The following is an 18841-nucleotide window of genomic DNA, read 5'->3' as shown; positions in this document are numbered from 1 at the left end:
GTGTACGTAGCGGACAGTCGCAGCAACCCCGCGACGGCCGCGACGGCCACCGCCCGGGACCTCGGTCCCGGGCGGCGGGCCGCCGTCGCACCGACCGTGCTCGCGCTCGGCACGGTCAGCCTCGTCACGGACATGTCCTCGGAGATGGTCACGGCCGTGCTGCCGCTCTACCTGGTCGCCGGTCTCGGTCTCTCACCGCTCGGATTCGGCCTCCTCGACGGTGTGTACAACGGTTTCAGCGCGCTCGTCCGGCTCGTCGGCGGCCATCTCGCCGACCGCGGCGGCCGGCACAAGACGGTGGCGGCGTTCGGCTACGGCCTCTCCGCGCTGTGCAAGCCCCTCCTCCTGGTAGTGGGTTCGCTGCCGCTGATCGGCGCCGTGCTGGCCGCCGACCGCACCGGCAAGGGCCTGCGGACCGCGCCGCGCGACGCGCTGATCTCGCTCGCCTCGCCGGAGGAGTCGCGCGGCCGCGCCTTCGGAGTGCACCGGGCGATGGACACCGCGGGCGCCCTGATCGGCCCGCTGGTCGCCTTCCTGATCCTCCGTCAGGCCGCGGACGGTTACGACGCCGTGTTCACGGTCAGCTTCTGCGTGGCCGCGGTCGGCGTGCTCGTCCTGCTGCTCTTCGTACCGTCGCGTCCCCAGCCCCCGGCCCTGCCGCCGGAAGGCGCGCCGCGCGCCTCGCCCAAGGCCGCGCTCGGCCTGCTCCGGGTGCCCGACGTGCGCCGACTCACCCTGACCGCCCTGCTGTTGGGGCTCGCCACGGTCAGCGACTCGTTCGTCTACCTGCTGCTGCAGCGGCGGCTCGGCGTCACCGACCACTGGTTCGCGCTGCTTCCGCTCGGCACCGCCGCCGCCTTCCTGCTGCTCGCCGTACCCCTGGGCCGGCTCGCCGACCGGATCGGCCGCCGCCGGGTGTTCCTCGGCGGCCACGGCGCCCTGCTGCTCGTGTACGGGGCGCTGCTCAGCGGCTGGCAGAGCCCGGCACTCCCCTGGCTGGTCCTGGCGCTGCACGGCGGGTTCTACGCGGCGACCGACGGCGTCCTGATGGCGGCCGCGGCCGGCTGCGTGCCGGCCGGACTCCGGTCGTCGGGGCTCGCGTTGGTCCAGACGGGGCAGGCGCTCGCCCGGTTCGGCTGCTCGATCGCGTTCGGTGCGGCCTGGACCGCCTGGGGCGACCGCTGGGCGCTCGGGGCGGCGACGGCCGTGCTCGCGGTGTGCGCGGTGGCGGCGTACGCCCTGCGGCCCACGGACCTGGACACGGCCACGGCCACGACCACCGGCACGGTTTCGGAGGAATCACCCGCATGACCCTGCGCAGCAAACTGTTCGTCCTGATCGCGGCGATCGCCGTGCTCGGAGGTGTGGCCGCCGCGTCGCTGCTGCACGCGGCCGACCGGGCCGCCGAGAAGGACCGACCGCGGGCGGGCGGCCCCGCGATCGCGTCCGGGCGGGTCTCGCTCGCGAGCGGTGCCGACCGCCGGATCGTCTTCCGCAACATGGCCTGGGGCCCGCACCGCGACGAGCTGGTCACCGTGCCGGCCGGCGCCCCCGCCGGTCCGCGGACCGCGTCGGGTGTGAAGTGCCTGCGGTTCCACGCGGCCGGCGGCACCGGGATCTGTCTGCAGGCCGTACGCGGCGCGGTGGAGGACAGCTACCGGGCGGTGGTCGTCGACTCGGCCCTCAAGGAGCAGGCCCACTACCCGCTGCCCGGCATCCCGACCCGCGCCCGGGTCTCGCCGTCGGGCCGGCTGGTGGCGTGGACGGTGTTCGTCGGCGGCGACTCGTACGCGAGCGCGAGCTTCTCCACCCGTACCGCGGTCCTGGACACGTCGACGGGCCGGCTCACCGCCTCCCTGGAGGAGTTCCGGGTGGTGAAGGACGGCAAGGACCACCACGCCGCCGACACCAACTTCTGGGGTGTCACCTTCTCCCGCGACGACCGGCACTTCTACGCGACCATGGCGACCGGCGGCCGGACCTACCTGGTGCGCGGCGACCTGACGGCCCGTACCGTCACCACGCTCCACCAGAACGTCGAGTGTCCGTCGCTCTCCCCCGACGAGACCCGGGTCGTCTACAAGAAGCGCGTCGCGGGCGCCCCCGCCGACGCGCCCTGGCACGAGTACGCCCTCGACCTCGCCACCCTGCGGGAGACCGCGCTCGCCGAGCCCCGCAGCGTCGACGACCAGGCCGTCTGGCTCGACGACCACACGGTCTCCTACTCCCTGCCGGGCGACTACGGCGCCGACCTCTACACCGTCCCGGCCGACGGCTCGGGCTCCCCGAAGCGCCTGCTGACGGCGGCACTGGCTCCGGCGTTCCTGGGGTGAGGGGCGGGGGCCGCCGGTGTGAGGTGGGTCCGGGCGGCGGCGCGGCCGCGTGCTCGCCCACCGCCGGCCGGGGCAACCGGCCGCGGTGCGCCGGGGCCGGACGCAGCTCCAAACGAGGAAGGCGCGGTGTGGCGACCGTCGTGACGGCACGCGCCCGTGCCGGCCGCCACGCCCGCCCCGGCCCCGGCGACGCCTTCGCCACCGGGTCTCGCCGCCGAGCTCATGCCTCGCAGACGGGGTCGTGCGTCGGGAGGCGGCCCGTGCTCAGGTAGGTGTTGACCTGTTCGTCGACGCAGGCGTTGCCGTACTCGCCGTACAGGCCGTGCTGGCGGGCGCCGTCCACGGTGAGCAGGCGGGAGCTCGGCCACTGCTCGCGCAGGGTCAGGGCGCCGGAGGAGAGGGTGCGGGGGTCGCCCGTGCCCGCGAGGAGCAGGGCCGGGACGTCGTTGTCGAGGACGGTCGGCGGCTCGACGGGGCGGTCCCAGAACTCGCAGGGGTTGATGTTGGCGGCCAGCGGCCCGGCGAGGGGGAACCGCTCGCGGGACTCCTCGACCGCCCGCCAGTAGCTGCCGACGCCGCGCCGCTCGGCCGTGTCGCCGCAGAGGATCGCGGTCATCTGGCCGGCGGGGGCCGATCCCGCCCCCGTCAGCAGGAACTCCAGCTGTCCGGCGAGTGCTTCGGACGGCTCCACCGGCTTCCGGTCCGCCGCGCGCGCCAGGACGCGGACGGTCGCGGCCAGGTCGGCGCGCCGCGCGTCGAGGTCGCTGCCGAGGCCGCCGACGAAGAGGGCCGGGACGACGTGCTCGTCCAGCAGGTACGTCTTCCCGATCCGCAGCGGTTCCTCCGCGGTGGCGGCGAGGATGTGGTTCACCGTCGCCAGGACCTCGGCGCGCGTGGCCCCCAGCCCGTAGGTGCCGTGCCGTGCGGCGGTCCACGACGCCCATGCGCGCAGGGCCGCCTCGTTGGCCGCCTCGGTGCCGCGCAGCAGGGTGGAGCCGTAGCGCTCCGGGGGCAGCACGCCGTCGAGCACCATGCGGTCGGTGCGGCCGGGGAAGAGCTGGGTGTAGACCTCGCCGAGGTAGCTGCCGTAGGAGTAGCCGAGGTAGGAGATGCGGTCCTCCCCGAGGGCGGCGCGGATGACGTCCATGTCGCGGGCGGTGTTGCGGGTGGTGACGTACGGCAGCACGTCGCCGTGGGCGTGCTCGCACTTCGCGGCCAGGTCGCGCGCGAGGGCGACCTCCTCCCGGTACGCCGTCCGGTCGGCGCCCGCGGAGCGCAGGGGGGCGGAGCCGATGTCCCAGCCGCAGTCCAGCGGGGTGCTCCGGCCGACGAAGCGCGGGTCCATGCCGATCAGGTCGTACCGGGCCGCGACCTCCCCCATCGCCTCAGCCTTGGCCAGGGGCATGTGGAGGCCGGGCCCTGCCGGTCCCCCGTCGTTGAGCAGCAGCGGGCCCACGCGGTGGGCGGTGTCGGTGGCCTTCAGCCGGGATATGGCGACGGTGATGGTCCGACCGCCGGGGTCGGTGTAGTCCAGCGGCACGGTGATGTCCGCGCAGTCGGCGCCTGCGGCGTCCAGCGTCCGACCGAGCTCGTCGTCGGCGTCGAGGGCGCAGGCGTGCCAGTCGACGTGCCGGCCGGGTAAGCGGGTCGCCGGGTCGGGGGCGGCCGCGACGGCGGTGGTCGTCGCGGTGGCGGCGAGCGCCATCGCGCAGGCGGCGAATGCCGTGGTGCGTCGGTGAGTTGACATGCCTGCACCGTAGGACGGCGGGCATCCCGGCACACTCCGGGAGAACCCGGAAAACGCCCCGGGGTGTCCCCCCAGGACGACTCGGGGTGGTCCCGGTCGCTCGGCGTGGTCCCAGTCGCTCGGGGTGGTGTCAGTCGCGTCGTGTACGGAGGGACCGGAGCGCCCCCAGAGCGGCTCGGGCCGCGTTGGCTCCCGGTGCGCCGTGGACGCCCCCGCCGGGGTGGGCGCTCGCGGAGGCGAGGTACAGGCCGCGGACCGGCGTCCGGGGGCGGCCGCTGCCGGGGAACGGGCGGAAGACGAGCTGCTGGTGGAGCGCGGTGGTGCCCTGGTTGACGGCGCCGCCGACGAGCGCGGGGTTCAGGAGCTCCAGGTCCGGGGGCGCCAGGACGCGGCGGGCCACGATCGTGTCCCGGAAGCCGGGCGCCAGGCGCTCCACGCCCGCTTCGACCCGTGCGGCGAACGCCTCCTTCTCGCGCTCGTCCCAGCGGCCCGCGAGGCCGTCCTCGCCCGCGTCGCCCCGGACGGACTGCGGCACGTGCGTGTAGCCCCACGCCGACTCGGTGCCCGCCGGGGAACGGTCCGGATCCGCCGTGGTCATCTGTCCGAGGATGGTGAAGGGGACGTCCGGCACCCGCCCCGTGGCCAGCTGGGCGGCGAAGCGGGTGAGCGCGTCGACCCCGTCGGTGACGTGGACGGTCCCGGCTTTCCGGGCCTCGGCGAAGCCCCACGGGATCGGACGGGACAGCGCCCAGTCCACCTTGAACGTCGCGAAGTCCCACTGGAACCGGCGCAGATCCGCGCGGACCGGCGCGGGCAGGTGCCGCTCGTCCACGAGCCGCCCGTACAGGACGGGCGCGGGGACGTCGGCGAGGACCGCCCGTCGTGCGGGGAACCACGCCCCGTCGTCGGTGCGCACGCCGACCGCGCGGCCTTCCCTTACCGACACCTCCGTGACCGTACGGCCGCAGTGCACTTCACCGCCCCGCTCGCGCAGGCGGGACACGAGGGCGTCGGTGAGGCCGGCCGCACCGCCCGCCGGCACCGGGAATCCCTCGTCCTGGCCGAGCATGCACATCAGCCATCCGAAGCCGCCGCCGAGGGCGGACTCCGGGCCGAGGTCGGCGTGCAGGGCGTTCCCCGTGATGAGCAGCCGTCCGCCCTCGCCCGCGAAGTGTTCCTCGCCGAAGCGGCGGGCGGGCAGCAGCATGGTCCGCAGGAGCCGGAGGACGTCCCGCGGCGCGTGCCCTGCCACAAGCCCGAGGCCGTTCCGGACCGGCGGGAAGGGGGTGAACAGGGCGCCGACGAGATCGTCGCGGTATTCGCTCCACCAGTGGTGGAGGCTTTCCCAGGCGGCGCCGTCGCCCGGCGCGAACGCGTCCAGCGAGGCGGCCGTGCGGTCGAGGTCGCGGCTGAGAAGGGCTCCCCCGCCGTCGGGCAGGGGGTGGGCCACGACGTGCGGCGCGTGGCGCCAGCGCAGGCCGTGGCGGTCGAGCCCGAGGGCCCGTATGACGGGAGAGGCCGCGGCGAGCGGGTAGAAGGCGCTGAACAGGTCGTGGACGTAGTCGGGATGGACGCCCCGGTCGCTCCGTACCGCGCCGCCGGGCACCTCCCGTGCCTCCAGGACGACGACGTGCCAGCTGGCGTCCACGAGGACGTTGGCCGCCACCAGTCCATTGGGGCCGGCGCCGACGACCACCGCGTCCGGCGCCGTCATGACCGGTCCCCGGCGCCGTTCCCGTCACCGGGGCCCGAGGACGGGCGGGCGTCGCCGGAGGCACCGGCGCGCGAGCGGGCCCGTGCGGAGACGGCAGCCTTCTCCAGCCGGGCCAGCAGGTGCCGGTGCCGCCAGCGCAGGATCAGGTCGGCTCCCGAGTTGTGCCAGCGGGCCGCCGGGCCCTTGAGCGGATGCTCGTCGACGAGGACCAGGGTCCGGCTGCCCCAGGGCTCGACGAGGAAGGAGATCCGGGCGGAGCCGAGATGCGTGATCGCCTCCAGTTCGAGTCGGCGGATCGGCTCGCACATGCGCGAGATCGTCCGCCCTCGGTACGTCCACGGGCCCAGCTTCAGGGCATAGCCGAGCTCGGCGTCCACGGCGGGCCAGTGGTCGTCCCGCTCCCACGAATCGTGGGCGCCGACCACCCAGCGCGCGTACCGCTGCCCGTCGCTGAGCACCTCCCAGACTTCCTCGGGCGTCGCTTCGACGACCCGGTTCCACTGCGCCACATTCCTCAACTCCTCCGGTGGTGCGGGACCGAGAGGCCCCTGGACGGCAGGTGCCGTGCCACTGATCGGACGGCGGCCGCCGAGGCCAGCGCGGCCGTGCATCCGGCGACGCGCCGCACGGCGGTACGGGCGCCCGCGTGCCGTCCTCCGGTGACCGACGCGGTCGCGGCCGACGGCTCGTACAGGACGCCCCGTGTGATCGGGGCCGTGCCGGGCGCGTCCAGGTAGACACGTCCGGTACGCCGCCGGATCAGGCTCCGTACGGGCCCGGGCGCGAGGGCGTGCGCCCAGGGCAGGAGCCGGGAGCCGGGGCCGACGTGGACGCGCCGGCGCGGCCGGGCAGCGGTGCGCACCACGGCCCGGGCGACCCGCTGCGGGGTGGCGACGGCAGGCAGGGAGCGGAGGCGACGTCCCGTGTGGTTGGCCGCGTGCCGGAAGAACGGCGTGTCGACGCCCGCGGGCAGGATCGTGCACACCTCGACGCCGGTGTCGCCGGTGTCGCCGCTGAGCCGCAGCTCCTGCCGCAGCGTCTCGTCGAGCGTCACCAGCGCGGCCTTGGACGCGGCGTACGCGCCCATGTACGGCGCCACCACGGCGCCGCCGAGCACCGAGGACACGTCGATCAGGATTCCGCCGCCCTGCCGGCGCATCACCGGCAGGGCGGCGCGGGCGCCGTGGAAGGCTCCCAGCACGTTCGTCTCCCACAGGCGGCGCACATCGGCCGGCGGCACCCGGTCCAGGCGTCCCAGGAGGCCCACACCGGCGGCGTTCACCCAGATGTCGATCCGGCCGAACCGGTCCACCGCGGTCCGCGCGACGCGCTCCGTCGCGGCGAAGTCCGTGACGTCGGCGGTGACGGCCACGGCCTCGGCCCGGGGATGTGCCCCCGCGCACCGACCGGCCACCTGCGCGAGGACATCGGTGCTGCGGGCGGCCAGGACGAGCCGGGCGCCGCGCGCGGCGAACGCGGCCGCCACCGCCCGTCCGATGCCGCTCGACGCGCCCGTGACCACGACGACGGTCCCGGGGCCGGGCTCACGTGTATGTCCGTTCACGGTGGGCGTGTCACCGACGTGAGCCGATTCATGCGGCGCTCCGGGATGAAGATCCCGGACCCGGGAGCACCGCATGCGACATTTTGCTCACCGTCCGCGATCGGGCAGGCACCCTCCGCTCGGCCCTTACGGGTTCCTCGGGGCCGGACGGGCTCGCCGCGGACGTACAGGACGTGCAGACGGCCCCCGGCCGGAAACCACCGGGCGGCCGTCTCCAGAGCGCGGGAGGCCGGGCCCCGTCCGCGCACTTGGGCAGCTGTCCGGTCATCCCCTTCCGCTCGAAGCCCCGTCGGTCGGCGAAAGCACGGCGCATGGGCGCAGGACCATGAGCGAGTCCTCCTGGGCCGCCGTCATGGCGAAGGGGAACCGGTCGAGTTCGAGGCAGAGGGCGACGTCGTCGGGGTGGGCTCCTCGACGCACGCCCTGCGTCAGCTCGGCGGCGGCACGCGACCGGCCCGCGCGGCGGAGGAACTCAGCCGCGTCCGTCCCGTCCCCGGTGGCCCTGCGGGCGATGTACTGAGCGCATGCCAGGTCTTCGTCGGCCTGCCCGTCCTCGCCCGTGACCACGAACGTGACGCTGTCGCACCCGTGTGTCCGCAGGAACCGAGCCGTCGCCTCCGCCACCACGAAGCTCGCGCACAGCACCAGCGACGCGTCCTTGACCGCGAGGGCGCCGACCGTCCCCGCCGTGGTCTTCTGCACGACGGTCCGTCCGCCGAGGTCGACGGACCGCAGCAGGCCGGGCGAGTTGACGGCGTCGAACCCGGGCGCCGGCGCACCGTCCTTGAGCGCGACCCAATCCGGGTGGCGAGCCTTGAGCGCCAGGGCTTCGTCCGGCGACTCGGCGAGAACGATCTTTTCCGCCCCCTGGGCGAAGGCCCACGCAGCCACCGTGAAAGCACGCATGACGTCCACCACGACCGCCACGGACGGGACTTGGGTCAGTTCGGCGATGCCGAGGAAACGAGCGTCCATCCGGTCATGATCACATATGCCCGGCCCGGAGCGCTCCGGGGTGCGTGGGATCGCCCGCGTTCCGTACTCGTCTCACCGCTTCCGCAGGCGGAGCGAGTTCCAGCTCGCGTCCGCGGTCCAGCCCCCGTCCACCGGCATCGCGACGCCGTTGACGAAACCGCTGCGGGCGGGGTCGGCGAGGAAGGCGACGGCCTGGGCGATGTCCCCGGGCGCGGCGAACCGCGCCATGGGCACCCGCTCGACGATGTCGGCGTCGGGGTAACCGCCGGAGGCCTGGTCCTCGGCGTCCATCTCGGTCTTGACCCAGCCGGGGCACACGGCGTTGACGCGAACCCCGCGCCCGCCCCACTCCGCGGCCAGGGTCCGGGTCAGGCCGATCAGACCGTGCTTGCCGGTGTTGTACGCGGCCCGGTCCGCGACCCCGTGCAGCCCCGCGATCGAGGCGACGTTGACGATCGAGCCGCCGCCAGGGTCTCCGCCGGTTCCTTCAGGTCGGACGGAGCTGCTCTCGCACCGTCCCGTCCCGTTCGGGTGCCTCGGGCACACCGCTCGGTACAGGGCTCAGTACAGGGCGGCGCCCATGGGGGAGTCCTCACCTGTGACGTACGCGCGGATCGACGCCAGGTACTCGGCGCGGCTGACGAGTCCGTCTCCGTCGCTGTCCAGCGCGTCGAAAGCCGCGTCGGCGTTGTCGGCCCGATTGCCCAGCGCCTGGCGCAGCATCGTGAACTGAGCGCGGTCCAGGGCGCCGTCCTGGTCGGCGTCGGCGAGGTCGAACAGTGCGCCCAGGGCGTACTGGCAGATGTTGTCGAACTTCTCGGCGTCCACCCAGGCGATGTACTCCTCGTAGGTCATCACGCCGTCGCCGTTGGCGTCCATCGCGGCCCAGGCCCGTTCGCCCGTGGCGCGGGCGGCGACGACCAGGGGGTCGTCATCGCCGCGTCCGGTCGCCTGCTGGGCCCGATCGATGCGGACGAAGTAGTCGTGCCTGGAGGCGACTCCGTCTCCGTCCGTGTCCAGCATCGCGTAGATGCGGGCCTTGGGCGCCGTGGGGTCGACCGGTGCGGCCTGGAGCTCGGTTCGCGGGAGTGCCATGTCGGTTCTTCTTTCGCTCGGGGGTGAGGAGCGGCCGGGCGGAGAGGCCATCGCGCCCATGATCGGCGGCCGAGCCCTTCACGGCCCGGCGACCCGCCACGAACCGGTCGACACTCACCCGACCTGACGATCCCGCCGGCCCCGACTTCCCGCCGGCGCCGGTCTCGCGTTCCCGCGCACGGAGTGACCGACGGTTCGCGCGCAGGTGACGTCGCCCCGTGGGGTCAGGGCGCGGAGACGGGCAGGCACACCACGAGCACGCATATCTCCGACGGAGAGGTCGAGGCCGGCGTCGTGTTCGGCCGAGTGGCCGGTTCCTGGCCCGGGGAGCCGGTGGCATCCGTGGTGGCAGGGGTCTGTGTCGGCGTGTCCGTCGTTTCGGTCGTACTCGTACGGGCGGGAGGCGAGGTCGGGGCCGGGGAAGCCGGTGAGGTGCTCTGCGGCTCCGGGGCCGAGGGCTCCGTCCCGTGAAGAGGGGCGGCGACACGCGCCTTGGAGATCGGCGGCGTCGTGCGCAGGGAGGTCCTCTCGTACTGCCGACGCGGCTGGTCGGGTACGGACGACTCGACCGGCGGCGTGGACGGGGCGACCGAGGCGCGCTGGGCATCAGGCCGTACAGAAGGAGGAGGCGTGCCCTGCTCCACCTGCTCCACCTGGTCCGCGACGGCGCCCGCTCCCGGGTCCTGCGGCGCCGTGGCCGCCTGGGCCCGGTCGCCGGACTGCCGGTCCATCCCGCTCATGGCCAGGCCACCGCCGACGAGCGCGACGGCGGTCGCCACCACGGCCCGGCGCTGGTTCTTCCTCCAGCGGGCGCGCTGGCGGCGCCGTGCCGCCCGCCCCTCCGCCGACCTCGACGCGCCCATGAGCTCCGCCGGTGAGCCGCTCCCCGGGGTTCCTTCCACGACGGCCTCCACGGGGATCTCGTCGAGAAGCCGACCGTCATCCCATGTGCCCGAGGAAAGGGTGGCCGACGCGGTCGCCTCTCCCGTCGCCGCCGTGGCCACCGGGGCGGGGACGATGCGACCGCCGGTGGCCACCGGAGCGATGTCCGGGGCGTAGGCGCCGCAACCAGGGCACACCAGGGCGCCGTTGAGATGTCGGCGGCACGAAGAGCAGTAGTCCATCTCCGTCTTTCGGGGTCGACATGCCTGCCGCCGACCCGGCAGGCCTGCGACCCGGTCACGTTTGCAAACGGATTCGAGCGGTCTGCAACGCTAACCAAGCTTTCGAAAGACTGTGCGCAGCCTGTGTGATGCTCCTGTGCAGGATCCCCCGGCATTCGCACAAGTTCCGACGCAGGGGCCGGCCCGACCGACCGGGGCAGGCCGGCGACCGAACGTCGTGGACCATCGCGAATTCGCCTCGCCCGCCGTCGCCGGTGTCCTCCACCACCCCGTCCCGGGCCGCTGCTACGGATCCCTCATCGCCGCCGGTCGTCACTGAACGGCACGACCGGCGAGGGAGGCCGCCCCTTCCTCGCGGGTGGGACCCATGATCAGGCACCGGCAAAGGGTTAAGGGCGCCCAACCAGGTCAGACGCACGGGTGAGCAGAGTTCTCTCAGTGGTTCAGGAGGACGCGATGAGCAAGTCCCAGCAACCCGCACAGCGGCGTAGCGGCAAGGGGGCGGCCACGCCGGAGGAGGCCGCGGCCCTCAAGGCGCGGCAGAAGCCGGGAGGCGCGGAGAAGTCCTCGGGGCGCGCCCACGGCACCGACAAGGGTGAACGAGGCGGTGGCGAAGGAGGTGGCACCCCGCCCGATCAGAAGGGCACGGGTGCGTGATCCGCGGGCGGCCCGCGCCGACCGCCAGGGCCTGTCCGACCCTGATCCGCCGGACAGGCCCTAGGGCTCCGAAACCTCGTCGGCGCGGGGGACGGCAAGCGTCGCCAGGTGCGCGGCGTACAGGTCGAGGGCGGCGAGCGCCTGGGCGTCGTCACGGTCGATCAGCCAGTGGAGGGTGAGGCCGTCGAGGAGGCCGAGGCCGTGGCGGGCGAGGACGGGGATCTCCGTGGTCCAGCGAATGCCGGCGAGGCGGGCGACGGACTGGAGGTAGTCGATGTTGACCTGCAGGTAGTGCTGGTACTGGCGGCGGGCCACGTCCGCCAGGCCCGGCTCCCGCAGGGCGTACTGGGTGAGCTCGTAGGTGAGCTGGTGCTCGTCGGGGCGTTCGCGTACGCGGTCCCAGTAACCGTGCAGGGTGGCGCGGATGAGGTCGTGCGGGGAGGCTTCGGCGGCGGCCGGCACGAGGGGGAAGGCGAGTGACCGGAGCATGATCCGTTCGATCACGCTGTGCAGCAGCTCCTGCTTGGAGCGGAAGCAGTAGTGGAACGCCCCGAGGGGGAAGCCCGCCTCGGCGACGACGGCCCGGGTGGTGGCCTTGCCGACGCCGTCACGGATCATCACGCGGATCGCGGCCTCGACGAGTCGTTCGCGGCGCTCGTCGGCCGAGTGGCGGGCCATGCGGACTCCCTGGGACGGCTCTGGGCAGTGGGTCTGGGCAGTGGGTCTGGTCGACGTACGCGGGTGACCGGCGGTCACAGGAAGGCGTGGCCCTCGCCTCGGTAGGTGGGGACGACGTCGACGATCCGATCCCCCTCGACCAGGTGCAGCTCGTTCACCCGCTCGCACAGTTCACCCGCTTTGGCGTGCCGGAACCACACGCGGTCGCCCAGGCGCAGGGCATCGGCCACTTGGCCGGTGAGAGGGGTCTGGACCTCGCCCGCGCCTTCGCGGGGCAGCAGTCGCAGCCCGGCCGGCCGGACCGGTCGGGGCAGCCGGTCCGCACCCGCGGGCCCGGAAGCGGCCCAGCCGCCGCCGAGGACGGTCACGTGACGGGTCCCGGGCCTGCGGACGACGGGCAGCACGAAGTGGGCGGCAGGCGACGGGCGGAAGCGACGGTAGTGGTCGAAGAGCCCGGGGGCGTACAGACCGGAGCCGGCCCCGAGTTCGGTCACGGCCGGTTCGGCGGAGGTGGTCTCCAGGCTGCCCGTTCCACCGCCGTTGACGAACTCCAGGGGCGCCAGGGCCCGTACGGCCCCGACGGCGGCGGCGCGGCGCTCGCGCAGTTCGCGCGTGGAGACGCGCTGCATGAGCCGGACGGCCGCGCGGGCCAGGGCGGGGCCGGGCTGGTCGTCGCCGACGCCGGCGATCTGCCCCTCGTACGCCATGACGCCGACGAGCCGGAACCGCGGCCGGGCGAGCACGGCGAGGGCGAGGTCACGGGTCTGCTCGGGCGAGTGCAGGGGCGAGCGGCGCATCCCGAGGTGGACCCGTCCGTCGGCCAGGCGGAGGGAGGCGTCGAGGTCGAGACAGACGCGCAGGGGCGGACCGTCCGGGCCGACGGCCGAGCCGATGAAGTCCAGGTGCTCCACGGAGTCGACCATCAGGGTGACGCGCTCCGCGATCCGCCGGTCGCCCGCCAGGCGCCGCAGGGCGGGGGCGTCCGTCGTCGGGTAGCCGACCAGGACGTCCTCGTGGTCCGCCGCGAGCCACACGGCCTCGGGAAGGGTGAAGGCCAGGACGCCGGAGAAGCCGGGCAGGTGCAGGACGTCACCGATCAGGCGACGGCAGCGCAGTGACTTGCTGGCCAGGCGGATCGGTTTGCCGCCGGCCCTGCGCACCATCTGGGCGGCGTTGGCGCGCAGGGCCCCGAGGTCGACGACGGCGAACGGCGGCTGGAGGCCGGCGGTGGCGCGTTGCAGTTCGGTGGAGCTCGCGGGCCGCGGCGCCGGGTGCGCGCTCCGGTTCGCGAGGTGCGTGGTTTCCGTGGCGGGGGTGGGACGTCCCATAGGGTGCGTGCCTTTCTCGGGACCGGGACCGGGACCGGGGCCAAGGCCGGGGCCGATGCCGGGGCCGGGGCCGAGGCCGGGGCCGGCTCGGGTGGCGCCCACCTTGTCTTGGTCGGCCGTCCAGGTCAAGTGTCCTGAAGCCTTGACTTGGACGACCGGCCCAGTTCAGGCTTCCGGGGACCGCGACCCCGGTCGTATGCCATCGAGCGTGCCGGCGAGCACCGTCGGCCCTGCTTCCCCCGTCGACCCATCGATCCCGCCGATCCCGCCGATCGTCGATCGCCGATCCCGTCGAGAGGACTTCCCGCATGACCGAGGTGTGGCGCAACTGGTCCGGCAGCGAGCGGGCCCACCCCGTTCGAATCCTGCGTCCGACGCGTACGGAGGAGGTGGCCGCCTCCGTCACGGAAGCGGTACGGGACGGGCTGAGGGTCAAGGCGGTCGGCTCCGGGCACTCGTTCAGCGGCGCCGCCGTGGCGCCCGGCGTCCAGTTGCGGCTGGACCGCCTGGCCGGTCTGAGCTCCGTGGACAGGGAGAGCGGGCTGGTCACGGTGGGGGCCGGGATGCCGCTGTGGCGGCTCGGTCCACTGCTCGCCTCCCACGGACTGGCCCTGGAGATCATGGGCGACATCGACCGGCAGACCGTCTCCGGTGCCGTCTCGACCGGGACGCACGGTTCGGGGCTGCGCTTCGGCGGCATCGCCACCCAGGTCAGGGCGCTGCAACTGGTCCTGGCCGACGGCTCGGTCGTCCGCTGCTCCGCCGACGAGCGGCCCGAGCTGTTCCGGGCCGCTCGGGTCGGCATCGGGGCGCTCGGCGTGGTCACCGAGGTCACGCTCCAGTGCGTCGACCAGTTCGCCCTGCACGCCCGGGACACCGCGATGCCGGTCGCCGAGGTCCTGGACCGCGTCGACGAACTCACGGAGGACAACGACCACTTCGAGTTCTTCTGGTTCCCGCACAGCGAGACCGCGCTGACCCGGCGTTTTCGCCGGCTGCCGGCGGACACGCCGCTGAGGCCGATCGGCGCCCTGACCCGCCGTGTCGACGAGACGGTCAGCGGCCTCGGCTTCGAGGGCCTGTGCCGGCTCGGCACGGCGGTCCCGGCCCTGGTGCCGCCGATCGCCCGGTTCGCGGCGCGGGCGATGTCCGCGCGCGAGTGGACGGACCTGTCCCCCAGGGTCTTCGCCTCGCCGCGCGACGTCCGCTTCCAGGAGGGCGAGTTCGCCGTCCCCCGCGAGCACGCCGTCGACGCGCTCCGGGAGATCAAGCGGTGGATCGACACCGCCGGGGAGCGGGTGTCCTTTCCGCTGGAGGTGCGGTTCTCGGCCGCCGACGACATCTGGCTGTCCACCGCGCAGGGGCGGGAGAGCTGCTACATCGCCTTCCACCAGTACCACCGGATGCCGTACCGCCGTTACTTCGAGGCGTGCGAGGACATCCTCGGCTCCTATGGCGGCCGCCCGCACTGGGGCAAGATGCACACGCTCGACGCCGATGCCCTCCGCCCCCGCTACGAACGCTTCGACGACTTCGTCGCCCTGCGCGACGCCCTCGACCCGACCGGGGTCTTCGCCAACCCCTACCTCGACCGCGTCCTGGGGCTCGCCCCCGAGGCCGTACCTGTCCACGACCGCGTCGGTCACCCTGCCTGACCCCGCCGCCGTCGGGGCCCGGTCGCCCGCACCGTGAGCGACGTGGCCCTGCTGCTCTCGGTGATGGCCGGGCCGAATCCTCACCGCCCCGTCTCCATCGACCAGGACCCGGCCGTCTTCGCCGCCCGGGGGAAAGAGGGGGTGTCCGGATGTGCGGGGCCGCGTTCGTCCGGGGCCGGCGATCAGCCGTCGTTCACGGTGTGTCCCGTCGCTTGCCCTCCGCCTCGGCGGTCCGGGCGATGTTCCTGGCCATGCCGCCGAAGACCACGGCGTGGAACGGGGCCACGCTCCACCAGTACGTCTGCCCCGCGAGGCCCCGGGGGTGGAAGAGCGCCCTCTGCCGGTACGACGTCCGGCCCCGCTCGTCCCGGTCGACGGCCATCTCCAGCCACGCGAGACCCGGCAGGCGCATCTCCGCCCGGAGGCGCAGCAGGCGTCCGCGGTCGATCTCCTCGACGCGCCAGAAGTCCAGCGCGTCACCGACCCGGAGACGCGCCGCGTCCCGGCGTCCCCGGCGCAGCCCCACTCCCCCGACGAGCCGGTCCGCCCACCCCCGGACGGCCCAGGCGAGCGGGAAGGAGTACCAGCCGTTCTCCCCGCCCACCCCCTCGATGACCCGCCACAGCGACTCCGGGCTCGAGTCGACGGTGCGCGACCGTTCGTCCGTGTAGAGGCTGCCGCCCGCCCAGTCCGGGTCGGTCGGCAGCGGGTCGCTCGGCGCCCCGGGCGGCGAGGCGGAGGACCAGCGGGTGGTGACCCGGGCCTCGCGCACGCGGCGGAGGGCCAGCCGGAGGGACTCCTCGAAGGGGACGGGTGCTCCGGGGCCGTCCGGGACGTACCGCGTGATGTCGTCCTCGGTGCGGACCACCTCGTGCCGAAGCGATTCGGTGAGGGGCCGGGCCAGGGAGGCGGGGACGGGTGTGACGAGACCGATCCACTGGCTGGACAGCCGGGGCGTGAGGACCGGTACGGAGACGATCAGGCGCTTGCGGAGCCCGGCGACCTTCGCGTACCGCTCCATCATCTCCCGGTACGTGAGCACGTCGGGGCCGCCGATGTCGAAGGTCCGGTTGACGTCCGGGGGCATGTCGGCGCTTCCCACCAGGTACCGCAGCACGTCGCGGACCGCGATGGGCTGGACCCGGCTGTCGACCCAGCTGGGCGTGACCATGACCGGCAGCCGTTCGGTCAGGTACCGGAGCATCTCGAAGGAGGCCGATCCGGAGCCGATGACGACGGCGGCCCGCAGGACGGTGGTGGGGACGCCCGAGTCGAGGAGGATGCGGCCCACCTCGGTACGGGAGCGCAGGTGGGGCGAGAGCTCGTCCTCCGGCACTCCGCGCGGGACCAGACCGCCCAGGTAGACGATACGGCGCACCCCGGCGGAGCGGGCCTCGGCGGCGAAGGTACGGGCGGCGAGCCGGTCGGTGTCCTCGAAGTCCGCCGTCGAGCTCATGGAGTGGACGAGGTAGTAGGCGACGTCGACGCCGGCGAGGGCCTCGCGGAGGCTCGCGGCGTCGGTGACGTCCCCGCGCGCGGTCTCCGCGCGGTCGGTCCAGGGGAAGTCGCGGAGCTTGTCCGGGTGCCGGGCGAGACAGCGCACGCGACGGCCGCTGTCGAGCAGCTCCGGCACGAGGCGGCCCCCGATGTAGCCGCTCGCGCCGGTGACCAGGCAGCGGGTGCCCTCGGACGGGGTGGGAGTGTCCATGCGCTGATCCGTTTCACCGACGGCCGTGACGTACACGCCCTGCGCCCCTTCTTCGTCGCCTTGGGGGCACGCGGATGCGGGGCCCGCCCTGTCCCCGGTTCGCCGACGAGGTGTGCCTTCCGGAGGCCCTGGACGCGGCGGTGCGGCGGTCCGGGCCGGCTGCCGTCGCCCTCTGGTCCCAGGCGAGATCCACCGCGAGTCGCTCCCCGGTCCGGCGCGTGGCGGCCACGGCCTTCGGGGTGCGGGGAGTGGCGAGCGCGAGGCTGTGGCGCATGCGCTGGGAGCCGCGCCGCGCGTGGTTCTTGACCGTGCCCAGGGGGATGCCGGTGCGGTCGGCGATCTGTGTCCGGGTCAGATCGGCGAAGTAGGCGGGTTCCAGGACGTCGCGCTGGACGCGGGGCAGCCTGGCCGGTTCTTCGGTGGCGACCATCCGGTCGAGGACCCGATCGGGCTGCTCGGCCGTCCGGGTCTCGTGCTCCAGGGCGGCGCCGAGGGTCGCCGCGAGCTCGGTGCGGCGGGTACGGGCGGTCAGCGCGTCGGCGGTCTTCCGGCGGGTGATGCCGGTGAGTCGGGCCGGCAGGGTGTCGCGCGCCTGGTGCGGGGCGAGGGGGCCGGATCAGGCCGTGCCCCGGGCCTGCCGGAAGCGCGCCAGGGCCTCGGAGAGATCGACCAGCGGGTCCGGGTAGTCGAAGGACGCCCGGTCGGCCCCGGTGAGCCGCCAGGGTTCGTGGACGGCCGGTCCGTCGAGGGCGGCGAGCTCAGGAACCCAGCGGCGGACGTAGCTGCCGTCGGGGTCGTACCGTCTGGCCTGCCGCACCGGGTTGAGGACGCGCTGCGGCCTGGTGTCCGTGCCCGTGCCCGCCACCCACTGCCAGTTGAGCTGGTTGTTCGCGACGTCACCGTCCACCAGCAGGTCGAGGAAGTGGCGCGCCCCCTCCCTCCAGTCGATGTAGAGCGTCTTCACCAGGAAGGAGGCGGTGATCAGCCGGCCGCGGTTGTGCATCCATCCCTCGTGGGCGAGTTGCCGCATGGCGGCGTCGACGACGGGGTAGCCGGTGCGTCCCTCCCGCCAGGCGGCGAGGTCTTCTTCGGCGTCGGCACCCCGTCTCCAACGATCCTGACGCGGTCGGTAGTCCGTGCCTGCCGCCTCGGGGCGCGCGGCCAGGACCTGGTGGTGGAAGTCGCGCCAGCACATCTGTCGCACGAAGGCGTCGGCCCCCGCGCCGCCCCGCCTCCTCGCCCTGTGCACCGCCTCGGTCGCGGAGACCGCCCCGAAGTGGAGATGGGGCGAGAGGCGGGACGTGACGTCACCCGCCAGGTCGTCGTGGCGCTCCCCGTACGTGTCGGCCTGATCCGCCAGCCAGGAACCGAGCAGCTTGCGCCCCTCGCTCTCCCCTCCCACGGCGAGGGCCGGCGACACACCGGTGACCGCGGAACGCCGCGGAACGCGCTCGGACCGCACCCCCGAGGGGACGCGCAGCGCTCCGGGGGCGGGCAGCGGTGTCCGCGGCGGCTCGGCGGTCCAGCGCTTGTAGTAGGGCGTGAACACGGCGAAGTGGTCCTTTCCGTGGGGAAGGACGTCGCCGGGTGGAACGACGGTGACGACGCCGTCGTGCACGTACAGCCGACGGCCGTCTTCCTCCAGTGCCTCGCGCAGCCGCGCCTCCCGCGCCCTGGCGAACGCCGTCACGCCGGCGGCCATGTGCACCTCGTCGGCGTCCGTCTGCCGCACCAGGGCCCGTACCTCGGACACCGTGTCGCCCTCTCGCACCACGAGGCGACCGCCGCGGTCCCGCAGTCCCCGGTCCAGATCCGCGAGGCAGTCGGCGAGGAAGGCCAGCCGATTGGGGGCCGCGAACCCCGCGCGGTCCACGGCCGGGTCACGGACGAACAGCGGAACCACTTCCCGTGCCCCTTCGACCGCGGCCCTGAGGGGTGGATGGTCGTGGACCCGTAGGTCAGAGGTGTACAGAACGACGGAGACGGTCATCGCGCCCTCCCTGTTCGGCCGCCGATCGCGAGCGCGCCGCGTCGGTGTACTGGATTTTCGCACTCCTGTGTCCGCGGTTCCCCCGTGCCTCGGGCGGTGGATGCACGCGGGCGCGGTTCCCTGGCCGGGCCGGAAGGACGCCGGGGCCGCACTCTTCGGGAGAAGAGCGAACGGGCCCGCGCGGGCGCGGGCAGCGGGCGGACCATCTGCACGATCGCAAAGACGATCAGGAGGAGCAGGACCAGCGGGGTCCAGATCCGCAGCCGGCGCAGG

General features: G+C 74.1%; 16 protein-coding genes and 2 pseudogenes. 5 read left to right on the top strand and 13 right to left on the bottom strand.

What is annotated here, in order from left to right:
- Nucleotides 1–1311 carry an MFS transporter gene (locus ABZ318_RS21855; protein ID WP_356904152.1) on the top strand — a complete coding sequence of 437 codons (1311 nt, stop codon included), beginning with the start codon at nt 1–3 and terminating at the stop codon, nt 1309–1311.
- Nucleotides 1308–2333 carry a TolB-like translocation protein gene (locus tag ABZ318_RS21850; RefSeq protein WP_356904151.1) on the top strand — a complete coding sequence of 342 codons (1026 nt, stop codon included), beginning with the start codon at nt 1308–1310 and terminating at the stop codon, nt 2331–2333. The genes ABZ318_RS21855 and ABZ318_RS21850 overlap by 4 nt, the downstream gene beginning before the upstream one ends.
- Before the next feature lie 220 nt (nt 2334–2553).
- On the opposite strand, the gene ABZ318_RS21845 is transcribed toward ABZ318_RS21850, so the two are convergent.
- From ABZ318_RS21845 to ABZ318_RS21810, 8 genes are all read right to left on the bottom strand, one after another.
- A complete protein-coding gene (locus ABZ318_RS21845; protein WP_356904150.1) occupies nt 2554–4080 on the bottom strand; it encodes an alpha/beta hydrolase in 1527 nt (508 codons plus the stop codon).
- Nucleotides 4081–4210: 130 nt separating this feature from the next.
- Nucleotides 4211–5794: an NAD(P)/FAD-dependent oxidoreductase gene (locus ABZ318_RS21840; protein WP_356904149.1), complete on the bottom strand. Its 1584-nt coding sequence runs from the start codon at nt 5792–5794 to the stop codon at nt 4211–4213.
- Complete coding sequence (locus ABZ318_RS21835; protein ID WP_356904148.1) at nt 5791–6303, bottom strand: SRPBCC family protein; 513 nt, start codon at nt 6301–6303, stop codon at nt 5791–5793. Before ABZ318_RS21835 ends, ABZ318_RS21840 begins: the two co-directional genes overlap by 4 nt.
- A gap of 5 nt (nt 6304–6308) precedes the next feature.
- Nucleotides 6309–7358 carry an SDR family NAD(P)-dependent oxidoreductase gene (locus ABZ318_RS21830; RefSeq protein ID WP_356904147.1) on the bottom strand — a complete coding sequence of 350 codons (1050 nt, stop codon included), beginning with the start codon at nt 7356–7358 and terminating at the stop codon, nt 6309–6311.
- Between the two features lie 264 nt (nt 7359–7622).
- Nucleotides 7623–8333 carry a 2-phosphosulfolactate phosphatase gene (locus ABZ318_RS21825; protein WP_356904146.1) on the bottom strand — a complete coding sequence of 237 codons (711 nt, stop codon included), beginning with the start codon at nt 8331–8333 and terminating at the stop codon, nt 7623–7625.
- A gap of 72 nt (nt 8334–8405) precedes the next feature.
- Nucleotides 8406–8879 carry an SDR family oxidoreductase gene (locus ABZ318_RS21820; protein ID WP_356904145.1) on the bottom strand — a complete coding sequence of 158 codons (474 nt, stop codon included), beginning with the start codon at nt 8877–8879 and terminating at the stop codon, nt 8406–8408.
- A 15-nt stretch (nt 8880–8894) separates the two neighbouring features.
- Entirely contained in the window at nt 8895–9428 is a 534-nt protein-coding gene (locus ABZ318_RS21815) for an EF-hand domain-containing protein (protein ID WP_356904144.1), read from the bottom strand.
- 224 nt (nt 9429–9652) lie between these two features.
- Nucleotides 9653–10330 (bottom strand): hypothetical protein, encoded by a 678-nt coding sequence (locus ABZ318_RS21810; protein WP_356904143.1) that lies wholly within the window; start codon nt 10328–10330, stop codon nt 9653–9655.
- Nucleotides 10331–11008: 678 nt separating this feature from the next.
- Here ABZ318_RS21810 and ABZ318_RS21805 point away from each other — a divergent pair.
- Nucleotides 11009–11209, top strand: coding sequence for a hypothetical protein (locus ABZ318_RS21805; protein ID WP_356904142.1), 201 nt, complete (start codon nt 11009–11011; stop codon nt 11207–11209).
- 60 nt (nt 11210–11269) lie between these two features.
- Here ABZ318_RS21805 and ABZ318_RS21800 read toward each other — a convergent pair whose 3' ends face one another.
- Both ABZ318_RS21800 and ABZ318_RS21795 read right to left on the bottom strand, forming a co-directional pair.
- Entirely contained in the window at nt 11270–11887 is a 618-nt protein-coding gene (locus ABZ318_RS21800; RefSeq protein WP_356904141.1) for a TetR family transcriptional regulator, read from the bottom strand.
- A gap of 74 nt (nt 11888–11961) precedes the next feature.
- The gene (locus ABZ318_RS21795; protein ID WP_356904140.1) at nt 11962–13215 is read right to left on the bottom strand and encodes an amino acid deaminase/aldolase; all 1254 of its coding nucleotides are present in this window, start codon (nt 13213–13215) and stop codon (nt 11962–11964) included.
- Between the two features lie 308 nt (nt 13216–13523).
- Between ABZ318_RS21795 and ABZ318_RS21790 the strand changes: the two genes are divergently transcribed.
- Nucleotides 13524–14870 carry a D-arabinono-1,4-lactone oxidase gene (locus ABZ318_RS21790; protein ID WP_356904139.1) on the top strand — a complete coding sequence of 449 codons (1347 nt, stop codon included), beginning with the start codon at nt 13524–13526 and terminating at the stop codon, nt 14868–14870.
- A 193-nt stretch (nt 14871–15063) separates the two neighbouring features.
- On the opposite strand, the gene ABZ318_RS21785 is transcribed toward ABZ318_RS21790, so the two are convergent.
- Nucleotides 15064–16578 (bottom strand): SDR family oxidoreductase, encoded by a 1515-nt coding sequence (locus ABZ318_RS21785; protein ID WP_356904138.1) that lies wholly within the window; start codon nt 16576–16578, stop codon nt 15064–15066.
- A 122-nt stretch (nt 16579–16700) separates the two neighbouring features.
- Here ABZ318_RS21785 and ABZ318_RS21780 point away from each other — a divergent pair.
- Nucleotides 16701–16826 (top strand): annotated as a pseudogene (locus tag ABZ318_RS21780) (transcriptional regulator); the annotation flags it as partial.
- Nucleotides 16827–16855: 29 nt separating this feature from the next.
- Here the strand turns inward: ABZ318_RS21780 and ABZ318_RS21775 are convergent.
- Together ABZ318_RS21775 and ABZ318_RS21770 are read right to left on the bottom strand one after the other, a co-directional pair.
- Nucleotides 16856–17008, bottom strand: a pseudogene (locus tag ABZ318_RS21775) (sigma factor-like helix-turn-helix DNA-binding protein); the annotation flags it as partial.
- Between the two features lie 186 nt (nt 17009–17194).
- Complete coding sequence (locus ABZ318_RS21770; RefSeq protein WP_356904137.1) at nt 17195–18568, bottom strand: deoxyribodipyrimidine photo-lyase; 1374 nt, start codon at nt 18566–18568, stop codon at nt 17195–17197.
- Nucleotides 18569–18841 lie beyond the last annotated feature (273 nt).

This window comes from Streptomyces sp. NPDC006197, from assembly GCF_040613865.1.
Classification (GTDB): Bacteria; Actinomycetota; Actinomycetes; order Streptomycetales; family Streptomycetaceae; genus Streptomyces.
The sequence above is the reverse complement of the archived record's forward strand: the minus strand, read 5'-3'. Positions and strand labels throughout refer to the sequence as shown.